Below are 19677 nucleotides of genomic sequence, written 5' to 3' on the forward strand. Positions count from 1 at the left end.
TTTTATACGAAAATGGAGGTTTTCAATAATTTTGGCGCAAAAAAGTACTCTCCCTAAAATGAATAAATTCATTTTAAAAAATTTGGCTATTAAAATATTTATGCGGGTTTGATTTCTTGAATATCTACTTCATAGCCCATATGTTGAAGTTTTTTTATAAAGTAATCTTTTTTCCTTTCTTTTTTTGGAAGGTAGTCCCAACCTAATTCTTCATATGAAGTTTTTGTTTTTAACATCTGGTAAATAATTTTTAATATTAAATGTGCTAGTGCCATATTTGCTTTTCTTGGTCCACGTGTTTTTACTAAACGATAATAAAAGGAAGCTAACCTACTGTCCCTCTTTTTCATTGCAGCCCAACTTACTTGGCATAGGACTGCTTTTAAACCTTTATTTCCTTTGTTCGATTTGGAACCTTTTTTTTTACCGGCACTTTCATTATTACCAGGGCTAAGTCCACTCCATGATGATAGGTGTCTATCAGTTGGAAAGTTAGACATATCAATACCTATTTCCGCTAAGATGGTCGCTGCTGCATCTTTTTTAATACCCGGAATGGTTATTAATAAGTTAATCTCTTCCTGATAGGGGGTTACTAATTGAGCAATCTTACTTTCTAATTCTTCGACTTGTTTCTCAATGTAAAGGAGGTGGTCATAATGCATTGTAATCAGTTCTCGATGATGAAGGCGAACTCGACCGTTTAAAGCTTCCACGATTTGGGGCACTTTTTTCTTGAGTGTTGTTTTTACCATTCCCATTACTTGGTCGGATTCTATTACTTCTCCATTGAGAATCGCTTTTAATAAAGCACGTCCAGATACACCGAATAGATCTGTGATGTAGGTACTCAATTTGATATTGGCATCTTGTAATATTTTATGGATTCTATTTTTTTCGGATGTTGTATGACCTAAAAGCTTTCGACGATATCGTGTTAAATCTCGTAAGTCTCTTATTTCTATAGGTGGAACGAAACTAGATTCAACGAGTCCTGCACGTAACAGTTTTGCGATCCAATAAGCATCGGATACATCAGTTTTTCTACCAGGTACATTCTTGATTCGTTGTGCATTGGCAAGCACAAGTGTAAAACTCCCCTCTAGAATGTTCCAAACTGGTTTCCAATAGACTCCAGTACTTTCCATTGCAACATCTGTTACCTTAAGTTCTGCAAGCCAGTCCTGTAGATTTAATAATTCTTTTGTTGTCGTTCCAAATGTTTTTGTCTTTCTTTTGGGTTTGTAGTCTAAATGACCATATAATACACACGCAACAACTGTCTCTTGATGAACATCAAGTCCTGCAACTCGTTCCAAAATAGCATCCATAATTAACCCATCCTTGTTTATATGCTAGGTCATGTATTCTCGAGCGAGTATTTTTATACACGTGCTCTATGGCAACAATCAGCGATACTCATGAATACAATAGATCGGTTTTCAAGTCGGGGTTTATGTCCACCAAAAAAGAAACGACCTTAGACCTGCGTTACTATGATTAACAGGATAATTCATCATTAACCCTCTAAACCCATTTTCATCCATTGCGGTGTCTGGTTGGACATGTGGGTTTTCAAGGAAGCATTCTTTGCGAGCGAGGGGCTGAAGCGTTCTCCACGGAAAGCGAGTGGTTTTTCGCAACGCTAGACCAATACTCATCTTGTAAAGACAGAAGAAAATCACACTAAAGTTAGCAGACTTTGTATCAAGTTTTAATGCCGAAAAGCTACAATGTTTGCAAAAAGAGCCTATATGAAACAATAAGTTGATTATTTTCACTATAAATAAAGCACATAAAATTGTGCCTATATCTTAAATGTATTCATAGCTATTTAAATTATTTTATTCTATATAAAAAATATTAGAATAAGATAGTAAAAATGGACAAACAGGGAGGGAATGGTGTGGCAAAATCTCGTTTTTCTGCTCTTCTTTGGGGATGGATCGTAACTTTTGTGATTATGCTATGTGCAAGCTTAATCCTATCGCTACTATTACGATTTACATCATTAGGATCATCAACACTTAGTTGGACAACTTTAGCAGTTAGTATAATCGCACTTTTTTCAGGAGGACTAGTCGCTGGATTAAAAGGAAAAGAAAAAGGTTGGATTTTAGGTGCCGGTATTGGAGTTGGCTTTACCTTATTTATACTACTCTATCAATATCTCGGATATAGAAATGGTTTTTCCACGAATCAAATGATTCACCATGGCGGATTTCTGTTAGCCGCTTTACTGGGCGGAGTGTTCGGAGTAAATATGAGTACTGATAAGGAAAGTTAACATACACTTGATTCATATTATTCTTTTTATATTTTAAACATGAAAAAGAGGCTATCTCAACAATTAATTTTCAGTGGTTGAGTCAGCCTCTTTTATTGGTTAAATTTAATCTCTATTCAATACTTCTCTTACAGCCGAACGATCGTATGTAAGTTTTGTACCATCTTGTACAGTTAGTACAAGTGTATCTTCATCTATTGCATGCACAGTTGCATGCATTCCACCAATTGTAATGATCTTATCGCCTTTTTGTAGATCCGACTGCATTTGTCTGACAGCTTTTTGTTTCTTTTGTTGTGGTCGGATTAATAAAAAGTAAAAAATGACAAACATTAAAATAATTGGTAATAAACCGATTAAAGTATCCAATGTAACCCCTCCTTTTAAAAGTTTTTAGCATTGGGCTTATTAAACCCATATTGTTCAAAGAACTCTTCTCTGAAATCGCCAAGACAATCTTCTGTTATCGCTTTGCGGACTTGCCCCATTAATTTTAACAGAAAATAGAGATTATGATAAGTAGTAAGTCTAAATCCAAATGTTTCACTCGATTTGACTAAATGGCGAATATATGCTCTTGAGTAATTTTTACAGACGTGACAATCACAGTTAGGATCAATTGGTGAAAAATCTCTGGCATACTTCGCGTTGCGGACTACTAAACGTCCGTTTGAAGTCATACATGTACCATTTCTTGCAATACGAGTTGGCAGAACACAATCAAACATATCAATGCCTCTAATTGCCCCATCAATCAGAGAGTCGGGTGACCCAACCCCCATTAGGTAACGGGCCTTGTTATTAGGTAGTAACGGAGTTGTAAAATCTAGCACCTTATTCATCACATCTTTTGGTTCACCAACAGAAAGGCCACCAATAGCATATCCCGGAAAATCCATTGAGGTCAAGTCTTGTGCGCTTTGACGACGTAAATCCTCATACTCTCCGCCTTGAATGATACCAAACAATCCTTGCACATCCGGTCGACCATGGGCTTCTAAACAACGTTCTGCCCATCTGCTAGTGCGTTCAACGGAATCTTTCATATACTTATGTTCTGCTGGAAATGGTGGACATTCATCAAATGCCATCATTATATCTGATCCTAGAGCATTTTGAATATGCATAGCTTTTTCTGGTGATAAAAATAACTTCTCCCCGCTTATATGATTTCTAAAGTGAACTCCTTCTTCTTCAATCTGTCTTAAGTCACTCAAGCTAAATACTTGGAATCCTCCAGAATCAGTAAGAATTGCTCCATCCCAGTTCATGAACTTATGAAGACCACCTGCTTCTTGGATAATATCCTCACCTGGTCTTAGCCACAAATGATACGTATTAGATAGAATTATCTTTGCACCCATTTGTTCCAATTCTTCTGGGCTCATCGTTTTAACCGTCGCCAATGTGCCTACAGGCATAAACATTGGTGTATCAAACGAACCATGAGGTGTATGGACTTTTCCTAATCTTGCGCCTGTTTGCTTACACGTTTTTATTAATTCATAGGTGATTGCTGGCATTATAATACCCTTTCCATATATAAATTTTTAACAATTTCCCTTACCTTATTGATAAAACTCTGTACTTATTTTAATGTCGAATGGCAAGCTGAAGAACGCCTTGTTGAACGCTTTTCATTATAGAGAAGCTATAGGATTTAGCCAGCAAAGCGCAAAGTTTTAAGCGTTTAAAATAATCGAACTAAACTGACTATAAATTCACGTCGAATTTTTCATCAACATCTTATGAAAAAATCTTCACTTGATGAACTATTAAATGATTAACATGGCATCGCCAAAGCTGAAAAAACGATATCGTTGCTTAATTGCTGCCTTATAAGCTTCCAATACAAACGACTTCCCTGCAAGGGCACTAACTAACATAATAAGTGTAGATTTAGGTAGATGGAAGTTAGTAATCAAACCATCTATTGCTTTACATTCGTATGGTGGATAAATGAAGATATCTGTCCAACCACTAGCTGCAACAAGTTTGCCATTATTATCTCTCGCAATCGTTTCTAATGTACGTGTAGAGGTTGTACCAACAGAAATAATTCTGCCTCCCGATTGCTTGATTCGGTTTAACTGGCTAGCAGTTTCATCAGACATATGGTAAAACTCTGCGTGCATGTCATGTTCCTCAATACTATCAACACTTACTGGACGAAATGTCCCTAGACCCACGTGTAAAGTAATGAAGGCAATTTCAATACCTTTATTCTTAATGCTCTCCAGTAAGTCCTTTGTGAAATGCAAACCAGCTGTTGGTGCAGCCGCAGAACCTTCCTCTTTTGCATAGACAGTTTGGTAACGCTCTTTATCTGACAATTGCTCTTTTATATAAGGTGGTAGTGGCATTTCGCCAAGTTCATCTAGCACTTCCAAAAATATCCCTTGGTAATGAAAACGAAGGATCCGACCTCCGTGTTCTTTCACTTTGATACAAGTTGCAGTTAATTTGCCATCTCCAAAAGTAATAACAGTCCCCTGTTTCACCTTTTTCGCTGGTTTGACAAGCACTTCCCATACATCATCCTCTTGTTGATGAAGAAGCAATACTTCAGTCTTTCCACCTGTGTCTTCTTTACTACCATACAACCTAGCAGGTAGTACTCTTGTATCATTTAACACAAGACAATCTCCTGGATTTAAGTAGTCAATAACATTTGAAAAATACTTATGCTCCATCGTTTGATCGTGGCGATTCATAATTAATAATCGAGACGATGTTCGATCTTTTAACGGAGTTTGAGCAATCAGTTCTTCAGGTAAATCAAAATCAAAGTCGTTAATATCCATAGTTATCTCCTATCGTTTCTACTGAAGATTTAATTAGCGGAATTTACCGATTATATAAAATATAACTGTCAAGATAATACTGACAATAATCGATGTCATAATTGGAAAGTGAAAGGAAAAATTTCCTTTCTTAAAACTAACATCACCTGGTAGTTTTCCAAATATCCCCCACAATAAACCTACAATAATAAATACAACCCCTATAACAATAAAGATTTTCCCCATACCGGTCAAGCCTCTGGCACCTCCCGATTGAAATGTTCATAGGCTTTTCTTGTTACAAGTCTTCCCCTTGGTGTACGCTGGATAAAACCCATCTGTAACAAAAACGGCTCGTACACATCTTCAATTGTTTGTGATTCTTCTCCGATGGTGGCTGCAATTGTATCTAAACCAACCGGTCCCCCATTATAACCATCCATAATACCCAAAAGTAATTTATGATCGATGTGGTCCAAGCCTGCTGGGTCTACTTGTAGCATTTCTAGTGCATGTTTTGTTGTTTCAACCGTAACTTCTGTTTCACCCTTAACCTGAGAAATATCTCTTACACGTTTAAGAAGACGGTTAGCAATTCGAGGTGTGCCTCTCGACCTACGAGCTATTTCAATTGCAGCATCCTTAGATATGGAAACATTAAATATATCCGATGTTCTTTCAACTATAGAACATAAATCATTTGTGTCATAAAACTCCAGTCGACTTAATACACCAAAACGGTCCCGGAGGGGTGCAGTCAATAGTCCTGCTCTCGTAGTTGCACCTACTAATGTAAAAGGTGGTAATTCTAAACGGACAGACCTGGCACTAGATCCAGTACCAATAACAATATCTAAACAAAAATCCTCCATTGCTGGATAAAGTATCTCTTCTACAGATCGAGGTAGTCGGTGTATCTCATCAATAAATAAAACGTCTCCAGCCTCAAGTGAGGATAGAATGGCAGCTAAATCACCTGCACGTTCTATAGCTGGACCTGAAGTAGTCCTAAACTGTACACCCATTTCATTTGCAATAATAGATGCCATTGTTGTTTTTCCTAATCCAGGAGGTCCATATAATAATACATGGTCCAATGGTTCATTCCTTAGTTTAGCGGCCTCAATAAAAATACTCAAATTATTTTTAGCTTTATGTTGTCCGATATATTGCCTTAATGTTGTGGGGCGCAAACTAAGCTCTATCTGTGAGTCTTCCTCATGAGAATCACTAGATATCATTCGATCTTCCATCTATCCCACCCCTTTCTTATTTTTGCATCATCAATGCTAATCCTTTTCGGACGAACTCATCAGCGTTAGCATGTTTATCTTGCTTAAGTGTTGGTGCAATACTTTTAATTTCTCTGTCTGAATAACCAAGAGACTTTAAGGCTTCAAATGCCTCCTCAAGTGCTTGTATCTGTGCTGCCGTATTTGTTGTTTTGCCTTCCTCTACTTGATGTTCTGTAACCGTATATTCGAATGGCAATTTCCCTTTAAGATCAAGAATCATTTGTCGCGCTGTCTTCTTCCCTACACCTGGAAATCCTGTTAAAAACTTTTCGTTTTCCTCTTCGATTGCTACAACAAAGTCTTGCACCCCTGCCACACCTAGTATCGAAAGCGCACCTTTTGGACCAATACCAGAAACACTTAATATTTTAGAAAACAATAGTTTCTCATCTGTATTTTTAAAACCGTATAATACTTGTGTATCTTCACGAACATAATGATACGTATAAATACGAACATTTTCCCCAATTTTATCTTGAAACGCAAATGGATTTGCGCAAATAATTTCATATCCCACACCATTTGCCTCTACAATGACAACACTTTCTGTTACTAATTCTAAGATTCCGTTTATGTATGCGATCATCCTATTCTCCCCTAACATTCGTCCAAAGTCATTGATCAATTAATTACTTATAGTTTATCATACAGGTAGCGTATAATATGAAATTGCTAAACTACACCATTTACTATTTTATCACAGAAGCGTATGTTCGTATAATATCTTTAAAAATATAATATCCATAATCAAAACAACTTATTTAAGAACAACACGTGCCTCATAAGAAAAGCGCAAGCGCCTTGCTAAAGCCCGACAAGCTTAAGACCTCGAGGAATTAGGCGCTGGAGCTAGACATCTCTGTTAAATGAAAGGAGCCTAACCATAGAAATACGGTTAGGCTCCTTTCATTTTAAACTTCAACTACTTACCGATCGAGATGGTGTCATTTCACGAAAAGCTTCTAATACATAATCATAAACTTCTTTTGAATCAATTTTAATACCGTCTTGTAATTCTTTAGCTTGATAGCTTTCTAACTCACTCGTATCAATTTGATAAAAGGATTGTATCACCTGTTCATGATCTGGTTTGCCTTCAAATATCGTTAAAATATCATTACTCAAACCAAAATAGCCATTTTCCTTTAGATAAGGTGAAATATCATCTATTTGTTTCTTAAATACAATTTTACCCTGTTCCTGATTCATTACTTGCCAGCCATGATAATAGGACCAGAAATCTTCCATTGCTGTAATTTTTTCTTCATGTGTTTCTTCTACAATTTTCCCGTCCAGGTATTGTTTTTGCAAAGTCACTTCTAATACTAACTGATCTTGTTGAGAAGATTCACCATTTTTATCATCAGCGTCGACTCTTATTAGTTGGTTATCCGCTTGTACATAGGTGGAAACCCCAAGTCCAATAACCACTACTGATATAGATAAAACTAAAAACAAAATATGTTTCTTCATATCTTCACCCCGTATATAAAAATTTAATTATTTCCTTAACTGAGTCAACTTCATAATTACCTTATACAGTCATCTAAGGGCAATATATAGTGGAAATGGTTGTATCCAACTATATATTGTTGTAGATGACGACAAAATTGGTATTATGAAATTGATTAAACTAGCTATTAATTTTGCCTAAAAGAACTATGCATATTAACCTATATTTAAAGTTTGACCAAAAAATAGAAGTTCTATCCATAATCAGGTACAGTTCATCTAGAAAAATAAAATATAATAAGTGTTCTAGGGGTGTAATATTTCCGAGTTATATAGTTTAAAGCAGTACAATTAATTTTTATGCTTTACCTAGGTTAAACCACAGAACAAAAGCACAGGGCGACTTGCTCACCCTAGGGCAATTAAGACAAACATCTAATTTTTGCTCTTTACCACAAAGATGTTTGTCTTAAGACCTCGAGGGTTTAGGCGCTGGAGCTGGACGTGGCACATGCAATTATCCATAGGACATTAAATCTATAATTTCCTGGTGTATGAAAAAAAAAACCGACTAATAACTAGTCGGTAAACACTACAAAATCAAATTCACTTGGATCTACAACTTTCACATTTATAATATCTAATCGATTCAATCTAATATCTTCGCCAGTATAGTACCTTATACCTTCATGATAGTCTTCATTATGCATAGCAATTAAATAGTTTTCAGCATCTATTCTTGTAACTTTATTAAATTGCATTTCATGTTCCGTCGCTTGATCTTCTTTTTTATAAACGACGAAATAATCATTCTGATCATTATTGAAGTCATTCAATAATTCTAGTGATTTAACCCATTCACTATTTTGCTGCTCATCTAATAATTCGTCAACATCATGATTCGCATACATACGAACACCCTCTTTTTTTTAGTTTACCAACACACACTCATTATACAATGTTAAATCCTTCACAACCTTATTGAATGTGAATAATGTTTGACAATATACAACATGATTATGATTAGCAAACTTCCCTTTACAAATAGTTAATAACTCACCTTTTATAAGTAACATTTGGTATCTTTTATATATTAGAGTTGGTTTATTACATCCTCATCTGCATCCAAATTATGGTACACTTCTTGAACGTCTTCAAGGTCTTCCAACATATCTATAAGTTTAACCATTTTTCTAGCCTCGTCTTGTTCAAGTGGAGACAATGTTTGGGGTACCATCGTAAGTTCCGCAGTTTCTAACGTAAAACCTTTATCTTCTAACTGCTCCTTAACTTCATTAAAATCCTCAACGTCTGTATAGATAGCATAGCAATCATCTAATGATTCCATTTCATCAGCACCGGCCTCTATAACTTCGAGTAAAAGTATATCTTCATTTATACTTGTTGAATCTTGATCAATCACAATATACCCTTTTCGATCAAACATAAATGACACACATCCGTTTTCCCCTAAGTTCCCCCCATTTTTATTAAATGCATAACGAACTTCGGAAGCAGTTCTATTTTTATTGTCTGTCAACGCTTCTACAATAACAGCGGCACCACCAGGACCATAACCTTCATAAATGAGCTCTTCATAATGTACCCCATCTAAATCACCAGTGGCTTTCTTTATTGCGCGATCAATATTTTCATTAGGCATATTATTCGATTTAGCTTTGTCTACAGCTAATCTTAAAGCCGGATTTGTATCCATATCTGCACCACCTTGTTTTGCAGCAATAAATACCTCTTTAGCCATTTTCATAAACACTTTCCCGCGTTTGGCATCTTGTGCATTCTTTCGTCTTTGAATATTTTTCCACTTAGAATGACCCGCCATCTCTACATTCTCCTCCCTGCTTACTTTTCCTCTGTTCTTTAACTTATTTATACTGTATCATATCTACAATTTATTCTAAAAGTGTTTATATATCTTATGTAAACAGAAAAAATCCTCTGAATTGAGTCATTTTCATAATTCCTAATTCGGTCATCTACGACAATATATAGTTTGGAAATAGCTTTATCCAACTATATATTGTTGTAGGTAATGACAAAATTGGTATTATAAAATTGATTGAATTAACAAAGGATTAATTATTATCATGGGTATTAATAAAATCATTAATATGGTTGTTTGATTCATGTGGATCTTTTGTACTTTTCAATCTTGAATTCAAATTACGCATTTCATTCCAGTAAATCGCATCAGTATAGACTGTAATTTCCTTATTTGGAAATATATTTGCAGCACTGTCACCTATCTTTTTGATAATCGCATCAATGTCATCACTATACTCATTTTGTTCTAACATTGCTGATACAATAATTTTATTTTCCGTAACAATCACTTGTGATAAATTAACTTCTTTAAGTTTGTTTACTTCTTGAGATACTTTTGCAGATTCATCATTATAAAAATTTTCTGTATAGCCGGATTGGTTATTAGGGCGATCTAAATCTGTTTGATAGCCTTCTAAGTACTCCTCACGATTACGATTATTATTTACATTTGTGCCATTTCGTTCTGATTCCTCTTCTTTTGTATTGTAGGCAAGAGGATAATCATCATACGTATCATCATCGCCACCTAGCTTATCACGATTTGCACCTTCTTTGACTAAACACCCAGACAAAACACAAAAACAAGCAAGTGAAATTATGAGGAAAAGAATTATTTTTTTCATTTAAAAAACCTCCCTTACTTTTAGAATGGGTAAGGAATGCTTTTTTATACGAGAATCATATTGGTATTATAAAACAACTTTTTACTATATAAAAATCTCTCCATTTTATTCTAAGGACTTCTATCCATTTCACGGTTTAAGTGCTATCATTTCATTCATCTTTCTTGTAAAAATTTACAGTATAATAGTTATCTAAGCATACTTTCAACTTCTTCGACAAATCGCAATCTTTTCATCCAATCGTTTGATAATCGGGTTAAATACCATTTATACTGTCGTTCTGTTCTACTTTTTAAATTAAAGTACCACCATTCGCGTATAAGGTCTGAAGGGATTGTAATTCCCAATAACCAAATCCTAAACTCTTGTTCATTTCCACACATATTATAAGCAAGCAGTCTATCAAGGTCCCAATCAAGATACGGTAAAAAACGTTGACCTAATTGAATGTAATCGTATACAGGTGGGGATAGTGACAGTAAATCAAAATCAATCATATATATTTTTTGCTTATTATCCCTCAAAAAATTATGTGAAGCGACATCTCCATGTACCCACTTGCATTCTTCAACTGCATCTTTTTCAATTTGATACCAGTCTAATTGTTCAAATACAGATAACCGCTTCTCTGTTAATTTCATAATTTCTTCATATAATTCTAAAAAACCATGTTGTTCCATTAAGTACTTTGTTTTGTTCAACTTTGATATCCTTTTATTCCACTTTAAATACAACGGATCTTTTATAATAGGATCATTTACTGTGATTCCTTGTGCATTATTATGAAATGTAGCAATAGTAGTTAATGCATCTACTCGATCTCTATGGCTATTAAAAGACAATGCGGTACCTTCAATAAAAGGAGTAATTGTCCAATGTAATCCGTAACCAGAAAGAAATTGCTTTGAATTTGGAAAATGACTGAACTTGCTTACATGTTGATTATCAATTTCAGAAAAAATTTTCCATTGCTGTTTAATGGTGTCACAACTATGTTTCCCTTTTAGCACAAAACTTCCTTCTACTGTCTTTATATAAAATACATTTTCTTTTATCTGCCCAATGTTAATGACCTCTAGCCCACCCTCATTGATTAAAAAAGAAGAGAGACGACTCATATGCGAATCGTCTCTATACATTTTATTATTCACTTTCATCTTCATTTTCTTGATTACGATTAGTAGGATATCCATAACCTGGCATCATTTGACCTTGCTGTGGATAGCCGTAGCCTGACATGGTTTGAGGATATCCTTGTGTGTATTCTGGCATCATATTAGGACTTGTTGGGTATTGGGCTTGCGGATACATTCCTTGTTGGGCGGTTGGATATGGCATTTGTGGAACAGGTTGGTTTTGAGTATATCCTTGCTGATATTGCTTTTCTGGTCCATAAGACGGTGTGATTGGTGTATATCCACCCGCATAAGATGGAGTTGGAACAGATCCTTGACCATATGCTGATGTCATTGGCATATTTACTGAATGATTCATCCCTGGGTAGTAATTCTTATTGTGCATTTGGTGATGTTGATGATGTTGCTGTTCTTCCTCACAAACACCAGCTAAATGGTGAGGCATTTGTGGCATTTCTAGACTACTTGACGAAGACTCCATTAGAGTTTCTTGATTAAATGGCATCGTTGATTGAATTGGAGCCTGATAATGGGATGTTTGCTCAGCATAATAACTACTATCATTACACTCCATATTGTATGGCATATTATGCATTGGCATTGGTGGCGCTTGGTGCATTTGTGGTGCCTGTTGCACTGGATAAGGAACTGGGTTCATAGGGACACAGTATGGCGCAGTTTGATGATAGTTCATTGGCATAACAGGTTGTTGTGGAGAGTAGTAGGGTTGCTGTGTTTGTTGTGTTGGCATTACTGGTTGCGCTGGATAGTTCATTGTATTTTGATAGTAGTCTACATCTACATCTACGTCTGTTTTATTTACTTCTTGCTCTACTTTTGTTTTTTCAAAATGTGGCATTTTCGGCATATTAACCGATGCTGGGTAATTTTCCAAGTGCTGTTCCATCATTGGTATTTCTGGAATATCTACTGGCTTCATTGAATAGCTTTGCTTATCTTTTTTAGGCTTCTTATAATCGTCCTCTTTAATTACTGGCATCGCTTTGTCAGAAGTATCTTTAAAAGGATGTTTTGCCTCTGTTTTTTTCTTTGATTGTTCTTGTTTTTTGGGTTTAGTTGTCTCACTTTTCATATGAGGTGCTGGATACTTTTTCATCTCTTTATCTAACGGTTGTTCTTTTTTTACTTGCTTTGAATTTGTAGGGATTTTGATTTTCATTCCTGGCATAATCATATCTGGATTAGATAGTTGTGTATTCATTTGTTTAACTTCTTCAAAATCAACTCCATACTTTTGAGCAATTTTCCATAATGTTTCACCTTTTTGAACTACATGAATTTTCAAACTCTGAAACTCCCTTCTATATTTAAGTAATCTGCCTATAGACTTTTAACAGAATAATTCATTATCAACATATGCGAATAACCCAAAAAGTTGAATAATTATTTGATGGACATACTATATTTTCACCTATATTTTTTTGTTCAACTAACGTCCAATTTAATAAAAACAACGTTCACACCATAACAAGAACTGTTAATTATTAATTAGTTTGTAACATAATAAAGCAGAGAGGAATTCCTCTCTGCTTCTTGTTTTTGAAATGACTGTTTTAAAAGTTTGTTGTTTACGACATATAAAATATAGAGTTCCCTAACACTATGTTGATTTCCTTAATTCATTCATCACTTCGGAAACATACTTCGCTCTCTGTAGGGTCTCAGCGTCATCGTTTTCCCACAGCGAGCATTTGTGAGTAAATAGAATCTAACTGAGGGAGGACAAGGAATGTTTTTTTGGGGGGGAGTAATCGCAGTCCCACGAGCTGAAGACCCACTCAGAAGTGGTCTCCTTTTGAGTTAGCTGAAGCTGTGCCCGTGGAAAGCGGAGTATTCTGTCGGAACGGATTATTACCACTCAAGACTCATTGCAACAGAAAAGAAGTACACAAAAATTAAAAATACTAAGTGCGAACTTTCTATCAAGGTCAACGGCTATAATATAACCTGTTTAACTGTCTTCAAAATTTATTAAGCTTTGTCCAACATTTTATTCAGTGCGCTAATTGCTTGGTTAGAGATTGTTTCATCTACGTTTATCTGATTAATGACATTTCCTTGGTCAAGTTCCTCAAGTGTCCATAATAAATGTGGTAAATTAATTCGATTCATCGTCAAACAAGGACACATATATGGATTCAAGGAAACCACTTCTTTATCAGGATTGTTATCTATTAGCCTTTTAACTAGATTCATTTCTGTCCCTATCGCCCATTTGCTACCTTTAGGTGCTTTTTCAATCATATCTATAATATATTTGGTTGAACCCGCATAATCAGATAAAGCAACTACCTCTCTACTACATTCTGGGTGAACAATAATATTCATATCTGGGTTTACTTCTCTAGTTTCTTCTATATTTCTTACAGTGAAATTTTCATGAACAGAACAGTGTCCTTTCCATAGAATTACTTTAATGTCTTCATTATTTCCTTCAAATTCTAATCGGTCATTAATTGGATCCCATACTGCCATTTGACTAAGCGGTACACCTAAATCAAAAGCCGTATTTCGACCGAGGTGTTGATCAGGCAAAAACAATATTCTTTTCTTTTGGGTAAATGCCCACTCCACCATACCTTTAGCATTAGAAGAAGTAACAGTAGCACCACTGTTTTTTCCAACAAATGCTTTAATTGCAGCTGTGGAGTTCACATAAGTTAATGGTAATATTGTATCTCCAAATGTCCTTTGTAATATTTCCCAACTACGCACTGTTTGATCAATATCCGCCATATCAGCCATCGAACAACCGGCTCGCATATCTGGTAAAATTATTTTTTGGTCATCATTTGTTAAAATATCTGCTGTCTCAGCCATAAAGTGTACACCACAGAAAACGATAAATTCTGCCGCTTTATTTTGGGCAGAAACTTGTGCTAGTTGTAATGAATCACCTGTAGCATCTGCAAATTGTATCACTTCATCTTTTTGATAATGATGTCCAGGAATAAACAGACGTTGTCCAAACTTCTGCTTAATCTGTTTAACACGGCTTTCCATTTCTTCTACAGAAAGTTGTTTGTATCTCTCAGGCATTTCATTTTGCTTCGTCTTTAAAGCTTCTAAAATATTCATTATTCTCCCCCTGATTTAATCAATTTTAGGCACGTACTAAGAGTTCATGCTTGATGCTACATCCAAACTTATATCTAATGCCGTTACGGAATGTGTCAATAATCCTAAGGATATATAATCAACGTTACTAGAACCATATTCAGCAATATTTTTCAGATTAATGTTGCCAGATGCTTCTGAAGTGATGTTTTCCGGAATTAACTTGACTAGCTCTCTTACTTGCTCTGGCAGCTGATTATCTAACATAATTACATCTGCACCAGCATTTACTGCTTCAGCAACTTGTTCACCATTCTCCGTTTCAACTTCAATTTTGGCCATATGTCCGAGTTGATTTCTAACTTTTTTCACAGCTTCTGTAATGGAACCACAAAATGCAATATGATTATCCTTAATCATTACCGCATCATATAATCCAAAGCGGTGATTATATCCACCACCACAGGTGACAGCATATTTTTCAAACATTCTTAATCCAGGTGTAGTTTTTCTTGTATCGCAAACTTTTGTATGATTTGAATTTAGTCTTTGCACAGCTTCGTTCGTTAACGTGGCAATCCCACTCATCCGTTGTATTAAATTTAAAATAACTCTTTCTCCTGACAGTAAATCTCTCACATTCCCCCGGACAACTGCAATAACATCACCTTTTTCCAATCGATCCCCATCATGTTTTTGCAATGATATAACTGTTTCCGAATTAAGTAACCGATATGTCTCAACAATTACTTCCACACCAGATAAAATACCCTCGCTTTTTGCAGTAAACGTTCCTTCCCCAAATTGGTTTTCAGGAAATATCATCTCACTTGTCATATCTTGATCTCCGATATCCTCTAACAAAAACGCTTGTAATTTATTTTTAAGTTTTATCTTGTTCATTGCCCTACTCCTGTCATTTTTCTTGGTTCAGTCTCTAATCTTTTCCTAATAATTTGTTTATTACGCCACTCGTGATCATTAATCAGCGGATAATCATTACGGTAATGAGCACCTCTGCTTTCTGTGCGCTTTAAAGCTGAAGTGATAATCAACCAACATGTCGTTAACATATTCACTGTTCTTATTTGAATTGGCGTATAATTATTTATTAATGCGTCGCGATAACTTCTAAAATCATATTGTTCAATCCAGGATTTTGCATCTAGTAAACCTTGTTTAGTTCTTTCAATACCAACGTGAATTTGCATCACCTCTTGGATTTCAGCCAAATTGGGTAATGGTCCAACAGGCGTGTACGTTTTTTTGTCCATTGCATTCGTTTTTCTATATACACTTACATCTGTAGGTGTTAACAATATTTGATCAGCTAATAAGTTAGAAAAAACAATACCCTCAAGCAATGAATTACTCGCTAAACGGTTTGCTCCATGTACACCAGTACAAGCCACCTCTCCAATCGCATATAAGCCGTCTACCGTTGTTTCCCCAACCTGATTAGTTACAACCCCTCCCATTAGAAAATGGGCTCCAGGGGCTACTGGAATTAATCCTGTGTCTACATCTATGTTTGCTTGTTCACATAAAGAGCTAATCGTTGGAAACTTCATACTGAAATTTTCAATCATCGAAATATCAAGAAAAACTGTCTTTCCATTTGTCATTTCTGTTTGTATTGCTCGAGCCACCACATCCCTTGGCGCTAAGTCCTTCAAAGGATGAGTATCTTTCATAACCAATTTCCCAACATCATTAACTAGAATGGCACCCTCACCTCTTACAGCCTCGGATACTAATCCATAATTGCGGTTATTTAAATACAACATAGTAGGATGAAATTGAATGAATTCTAAATCACTTAGTGAAGCACCAGCTCGATAGGCCATAGCTAAGCCGTCTCCAACAACAGAAGGATCATTCGAAGTAACCTGATACAACCCACCACAACCTCCTGTTGCCAAAACAATATGATCGGCATAATAAGTAGTTAGCTGCTCATGGCTATTACTAGTGATCACACCTATACACGTGTTATTTTCTATAACTAAATCAAGTACCACTTCATGTTCAATAATAGTGACTTTTCCATCTATTTGTTTTTTCATAAAATTCATGACTACTTTACCAGTTGCATCACCACCAGCATGAAGAATTCTCCTTTTTTGATGTGCACCTTCTTTACCTAGTAATAGATCACCATTTCTATCTCGATCAAATTCAAGACCCTGTTCCATTAGTTTATTAATATATAGTGGACCTTTCTCAACTAATACATTTACAGCCATTTGATTGTTATAAAAACATCCGGCCATCATTGTATCTTGATAGTGAATTTTCCAATGGTCTGTTTGGGATACAGATGCTGCTATGCCACCTTGCGCCTTGATAGAATTACTATGATCTTTATTTGATTTTGTTAAGATAATCACATGACAGTGCTGACACAGTCGTTCAGCAACTGTTAATGCCGCTAGACCGCTACCTATGATGATTACTTTTTTCTTATTAATACCATTACACCTCACTCATGTGTCTTTACACTTATATTTACACATAACTTGATAGATGACAAGACTTTTTTGGAAGTGTTATGATTAGAATTATATAAACAAGCTTTCTATAGGAAGGAACATTCGTTATGATTTACCTTGATTATGCCGCAACAACGCCAATCAGTGATAATGCATTACATGTGTTTAATGAAGTATCTAAAAATTATTATGGAAATCCAAACAGTTTACATGATATCGGCACATCATCAAAAGCAGTCTTAGAGCATTGCAGAGAAGAATTAGCTAAATTAGTAGATGCTCCTTCTAACGGAATTTACTTTACTAGTGGTGGTACAGAATCGAATATATTAGCAGTTAAAACATTGTTACGTGCGAACAAGCGTAAGGGAAAACATATTATTACAACGGCTATGGAGCACAGTTCTTTATATAATTTTTTTAAACAACTTGAATACGAACAGGGCTATTCTGTTTCTTATTTAGCTATCGATAAATTTGGACAGGTAGCTATTGATCAACTAAAAGAAATAATTAGCAATGATACAATTCTAGCTTCGATTCAACACGCAAACTCTGAATTAGGAACGATTCAACAGTTAGAAGATATCGGTGAAATATTACATCATAACGGAGTCTTTTTTCATAGTGATTGTGTTCAAACATTTGGAAAGATACCAGTAAATATTAACCAACTAAAGATAGATAGTCTTTCCATCTCTAGTCATAAAATTTATGGGCCCAAGGGGGTCGGAGCAGTTTACCTTAATCCGAGCATTTCCTGGTCTTCAGATTTCAATAATAGTAATCAAGAAAAAGGTTTCAGGGCGGGAACTGTCAATGTAGCTGGTATTGCTGGATTCGTTACTGCTGCCCAAGATATTTGTAAGAATATAGAATTTGAACAAAAAAGGTTAAGTAATTTAAGAGAGTACTTCATTAGTAAAATAAATGATCTTGAGTTTAAAATGGAGATAATAAATAGTAAAAGTCAACTACCGAATATTATAGGAATCTTATTAAATCGAACCCAGGGTGATTATGCGATGTTAGAATTTAATAGAGCAGGAATTGCTATATCAACCGGGAGTGCATGTAGTTTAGGAGACCAACAACCATCACGATCAGTTATGGAGCTTGGTAAATCTGAAGCGGAAGCAAAACGGTTTATTAGAATATCACTAGGGAAATCTACAAGTCAGGGTGATATAGATAAAGCTATTGATATATGTAAAAAAGTTAGTAACAACTTATAACTAGTCCGTGTATTTCATAGGAGATTATAAAGAATGGAGCTTAAATGATGACAGATAGTAAAAAATTATTAGGGAAAAATCGCAGGAGTTTAATTCTTCAATGGTTAAAAGAAAACAATCGACCAATGACTGGTAGTGATTTAGCAAATAAGACAAACGTGAGCCGGCAAGTAATAGTTCAAGATATCTCTTTATTAAAAGCGACCAATGAACCGATTATCGCTACTAGTCAAGGGTACCTATATTTAAAGAAAAGTAATAAAGAGTTATTTCAGAAGGTTGTTGCATGTAAGCATACACCCGAACAAACTAAAAAAGAATTATACCTTATTGTTGATCAAGGCGTGACTGTTAAAAATGTATTTATTGAACACCCTGTTTATGGAGATTTAGAAGCATCTATCATGGTTAGTAATAGAAATGAAGTTGATCAATTTATTCAGCGTGTGGAAGAAACGAAAGCACCTTATTTACTGCAATTAACCGATGGAATTCATCTACATACATTAGAGGCTGATAAAGAGGAAAAGTTGGAGTTAGCATTTAAGGTGCTAAAAGAGGAAGGAATCATTATCAAGTCTTAACATGTTATCTAATAATAAGAAACACTCTAGTTCTAATAGAAGTGTTTCTTAATTTTTTGTAATAAGAAAAGTTCGGGCACCTTTCTCAACCTCAACAGGCTTAACACAAGCCTCGTCGAGCGTTTTGTGACACCTCAGGTAGGCGCGGCCACCTCGGGTAGGCGTGGGATAGACATAACTGAATGTTAGCTATATTTACCAATTTAATTTTTGTAACTTCATAAACAACAATAAAAAAAGACTTACCTTTTATTTATTTGTTCGTTTTAATTTTATATCCACTATTTCTTCTGTCTTGGTGTTGTACTCAATATCAATGGATAAACCGAATTCCTGCTTATCTTTTTCTAACCATAATTTAAATTTTTCAACAGTAGTTTTTTCATTTTGTATTTTACCATTATGATCATAATCAATAAGTTGAGCTTTTGGGTATTTCTCTGTCGCCTCTTTAACCGCCAATCTTCCCCACTTTGCATAAGAAGGAAGATCTTCTGCACTTGCACTATTCATGTCACTTTGGATATTGTATGGTACGGAAGTTAAAATTGCCGCACAAAGCAACGTACTACTTAATAATTTTTTCATATATAATAACCCTCCTATTCTAAACTAACAAATTTTCGAAAATATCGAATCTAAATT

At 35.2% G+C, this 19677-nt stretch carries 20 protein-coding genes; 3 read left to right on the plus strand and 17 right to left on the minus strand.

Features of this window, described 5'->3' with window-relative positions:
* Nucleotides 1-98: 98 nt before the first annotated feature.
* Entirely contained in the window at nucleotides 99-1331 is a 1233-nt protein-coding gene (locus QQS35_RS14425) for an IS110 family RNA-guided transposase (protein ID WP_285932552.1), read from the minus strand.
* A 575-nt stretch (nucleotides 1332-1906) separates the two neighbouring features.
* On the opposite strand from QQS35_RS14425, the gene QQS35_RS14430 reads away from it, so the two are divergent.
* Nucleotides 1907-2287: a TIGR04086 family membrane protein gene (locus tag QQS35_RS14430; RefSeq protein ID WP_285932921.1), complete on the plus strand. Its 381-nt coding sequence runs from the start codon at nucleotides 1907-1909 to the stop codon at nucleotides 2285-2287.
* Between the two features lie 105 nt (nucleotides 2288-2392).
* On the opposite strand, the gene yajC is transcribed toward QQS35_RS14430, so the two are convergent.
* The 15 genes from yajC to nadB form a co-directional block, all read right to left on the minus strand.
* Entirely contained in the window at nucleotides 2393-2656 is a 264-nt protein-coding gene (gene yajC / locus QQS35_RS14435; protein WP_285932922.1) for a preprotein translocase subunit YajC, read from the minus strand.
* Between the two features lie 14 nt (nucleotides 2657-2670).
* Entirely contained in the window at nucleotides 2671-3810 is a 1140-nt protein-coding gene (gene tgt, locus QQS35_RS14440; protein WP_285932923.1) for a tRNA guanosine(34) transglycosylase Tgt, read from the minus strand.
* Between the two features lie 252 nt (nucleotides 3811-4062).
* Nucleotides 4063-5091, minus strand: coding sequence for a tRNA preQ1(34) S-adenosylmethionine ribosyltransferase-isomerase QueA (queA, locus tag QQS35_RS14445; protein ID WP_285932924.1), 1029 nt, complete (start codon nucleotides 5089-5091; stop codon nucleotides 4063-4065).
* A 33-nt stretch (nucleotides 5092-5124) separates the two neighbouring features.
* Nucleotides 5125-5316 carry a DUF2905 domain-containing protein gene (locus QQS35_RS14450; RefSeq protein WP_285932993.1) on the minus strand — a complete coding sequence of 64 codons (192 nt, stop codon included), beginning with the start codon at nucleotides 5314-5316 and terminating at the stop codon, nucleotides 5125-5127.
* Nucleotides 5317-5321: 5 nt separating this feature from the next.
* Nucleotides 5322-6323, minus strand: coding sequence for a Holliday junction branch migration DNA helicase RuvB (gene ruvB / locus QQS35_RS14455; RefSeq protein WP_285932925.1), 1002 nt, complete (start codon nucleotides 6321-6323; stop codon nucleotides 5322-5324).
* 16 nt (nucleotides 6324-6339) lie between these two features.
* A complete protein-coding gene (ruvA, locus tag QQS35_RS14460) occupies nucleotides 6340-6951 on the minus strand; it encodes a Holliday junction branch migration protein RuvA (protein ID WP_285932926.1) in 612 nt (203 codons plus the stop codon).
* A 332-nt stretch (nucleotides 6952-7283) separates the two neighbouring features.
* Nucleotides 7284-7838, minus strand: coding sequence for a BofC C-terminal domain-containing protein (locus QQS35_RS14465; protein WP_285932927.1), 555 nt, complete (start codon nucleotides 7836-7838; stop codon nucleotides 7284-7286).
* A 557-nt stretch (nucleotides 7839-8395) separates the two neighbouring features.
* Nucleotides 8396-8728, minus strand: a complete 333-nt coding sequence (locus QQS35_RS14470) for a hypothetical protein (RefSeq protein ID WP_285932928.1) — start codon at nucleotides 8726-8728, stop codon at nucleotides 8396-8398.
* Nucleotides 8729-8910: 182 nt separating this feature from the next.
* Nucleotides 8911-9660 (minus strand): YebC/PmpR family DNA-binding transcriptional regulator, encoded by a 750-nt coding sequence (locus QQS35_RS14475; RefSeq protein WP_285932929.1) that lies wholly within the window; start codon nucleotides 9658-9660, stop codon nucleotides 8911-8913.
* A gap of 253 nt (nucleotides 9661-9913) precedes the next feature.
* Nucleotides 9914-10507 (minus strand): YhcN/YlaJ family sporulation lipoprotein, encoded by a 594-nt coding sequence (locus tag QQS35_RS14480; protein WP_285932930.1) that lies wholly within the window; start codon nucleotides 10505-10507, stop codon nucleotides 9914-9916.
* Nucleotides 10508-10695: 188 nt separating this feature from the next.
* Nucleotides 10696-11700, minus strand: a complete 1005-nt coding sequence (locus QQS35_RS14485; RefSeq protein WP_285932931.1) for a phosphotransferase — start codon at nucleotides 11698-11700, stop codon at nucleotides 10696-10698.
* Nucleotides 11651-12949, minus strand: a complete 1299-nt coding sequence (safA, locus tag QQS35_RS14490; protein ID WP_285932932.1) for a SafA/ExsA family spore coat assembly protein — start codon at nucleotides 12947-12949, stop codon at nucleotides 11651-11653. Before safA ends, QQS35_RS14485 begins: the two co-directional genes overlap by 50 nt.
* A 686-nt stretch (nucleotides 12950-13635) precedes the next feature.
* Nucleotides 13636-14742 carry a quinolinate synthase NadA gene (gene nadA, locus QQS35_RS14495; protein WP_285932933.1) on the minus strand — a complete coding sequence of 369 codons (1107 nt, stop codon included), beginning with the start codon at nucleotides 14740-14742 and terminating at the stop codon, nucleotides 13636-13638.
* A 36-nt stretch (nucleotides 14743-14778) separates the two neighbouring features.
* Nucleotides 14779-15624, minus strand: a complete 846-nt coding sequence (gene nadC / locus QQS35_RS14500; protein ID WP_285932934.1) for a carboxylating nicotinate-nucleotide diphosphorylase — start codon at nucleotides 15622-15624, stop codon at nucleotides 14779-14781.
* Complete coding sequence (gene nadB / locus QQS35_RS14505) at nucleotides 15621-17192, minus strand: L-aspartate oxidase (protein WP_407933968.1); 1572 nt, start codon at nucleotides 17190-17192, stop codon at nucleotides 15621-15623. Before nadB ends, nadC begins: the two co-directional genes overlap by 4 nt.
* A gap of 128 nt (nucleotides 17193-17320) precedes the next feature.
* Here nadB and QQS35_RS14510 point away from each other — a divergent pair, with 128 nt between their 5' ends.
* Nucleotides 17321-18448: an IscS subfamily cysteine desulfurase gene (locus QQS35_RS14510; RefSeq protein ID WP_285932936.1), complete on the plus strand. Its 1128-nt coding sequence runs from the start codon at nucleotides 17321-17323 to the stop codon at nucleotides 18446-18448.
* 47 nt (nucleotides 18449-18495) lie between these two features.
* Nucleotides 18496-19032, plus strand: coding sequence for a transcription repressor NadR (locus tag QQS35_RS14515; RefSeq protein ID WP_285932937.1), 537 nt, complete (start codon nucleotides 18496-18498; stop codon nucleotides 19030-19032).
* A 249-nt stretch (nucleotides 19033-19281) separates the two neighbouring features.
* Here QQS35_RS14515 and QQS35_RS14520 read toward each other — a convergent pair whose 3' ends face one another.
* A complete protein-coding gene (locus QQS35_RS14520; RefSeq protein ID WP_285932938.1) occupies nucleotides 19282-19620 on the minus strand; it encodes a DUF3889 domain-containing protein in 339 nt (112 codons plus the stop codon).
* Nucleotides 19621-19677: the final 57 nt, after the last annotated feature.

This window comes from Aquibacillus rhizosphaerae, from assembly GCF_030282825.1.
Lineage (GTDB): Bacteria > Bacillota > Bacilli > Bacillales > Amphibacillaceae > Aquibacillus_C > Aquibacillus_C rhizosphaerae.

Coding starts and splice junctions, on each gene's coding strand:
- nadC (WP_285932934.1), bottom strand. CDS start 15,624: ATGAACAAGATAAAACTTAAAAATAAATTACAAGCGTTTTTGTTAGAG.
- QQS35_RS14425 (WP_285932552.1), bottom strand. CDS start 1,331: ATGGATGCTATTTTGGAACGAGTTGCAGGACTTGATGTTCATCAAGAG.
- QQS35_RS14480 (WP_285932930.1), bottom strand. CDS start 10,507: ATGAAAAAAATAATTCTTTTCCTCATAATTTCACTTGCTTGTTTTTGT.
- QQS35_RS14510 (WP_285932936.1), top strand. CDS start 17,321: ATGATTTACCTTGATTATGCCGCAACAACGCCAATCAGTGATAATGCA.
- ruvA (WP_285932926.1), bottom strand. CDS start 6,951: ATGATCGCATACATAAACGGAATCTTAGAATTAGTAACAGAAAGTGTT.
- QQS35_RS14450 (WP_285932993.1), bottom strand. CDS start 5,316: ATGGGGAAAATCTTTATTGTTATAGGGGTTGTATTTATTATTGTAGGT.
- QQS35_RS14470 (WP_285932928.1), bottom strand. CDS start 8,728: ATGTATGCGAATCATGATGTTGACGAATTATTAGATGAGCAGCAAAAT.
- nadA (WP_285932933.1), bottom strand. CDS start 14,742: ATGAATATTTTAGAAGCTTTAAAGACGAAGCAAAATGAAATGCCTGAG.
- QQS35_RS14485 (WP_285932931.1), bottom strand. CDS start 11,700: ATGGATATCCTACTAATCGTAATCAAGAAAATGAAGATGAAAGTGAAT.
- QQS35_RS14475 (WP_285932929.1), bottom strand. CDS start 9,660: ATGGCGGGTCATTCTAAGTGGAAAAATATTCAAAGACGAAAGAATGCA.
- tgt (WP_285932923.1), bottom strand. CDS start 3,810: ATGCCAGCAATCACCTATGAATTAATAAAAACGTGTAAGCAAACAGGC.
- queA (WP_285932924.1), bottom strand. CDS start 5,091: ATGGATATTAACGACTTTGATTTTGATTTACCTGAAGAACTGATTGCT.
- ruvB (WP_285932925.1), bottom strand. CDS start 6,323: ATGGAAGATCGAATGATATCTAGTGATTCTCATGAGGAAGACTCACAG.
- QQS35_RS14465 (WP_285932927.1), bottom strand. CDS start 7,838: ATGAAGAAACATATTTTGTTTTTAGTTTTATCTATATCAGTAGTGGTT.
- QQS35_RS14520 (WP_285932938.1), bottom strand. CDS start 19,620: ATGAAAAAATTATTAAGTAGTACGTTGCTTTGTGCGGCAATTTTAACT.
- QQS35_RS14515 (WP_285932937.1), top strand. CDS start 18,496: ATGACAGATAGTAAAAAATTATTAGGGAAAAATCGCAGGAGTTTAATT.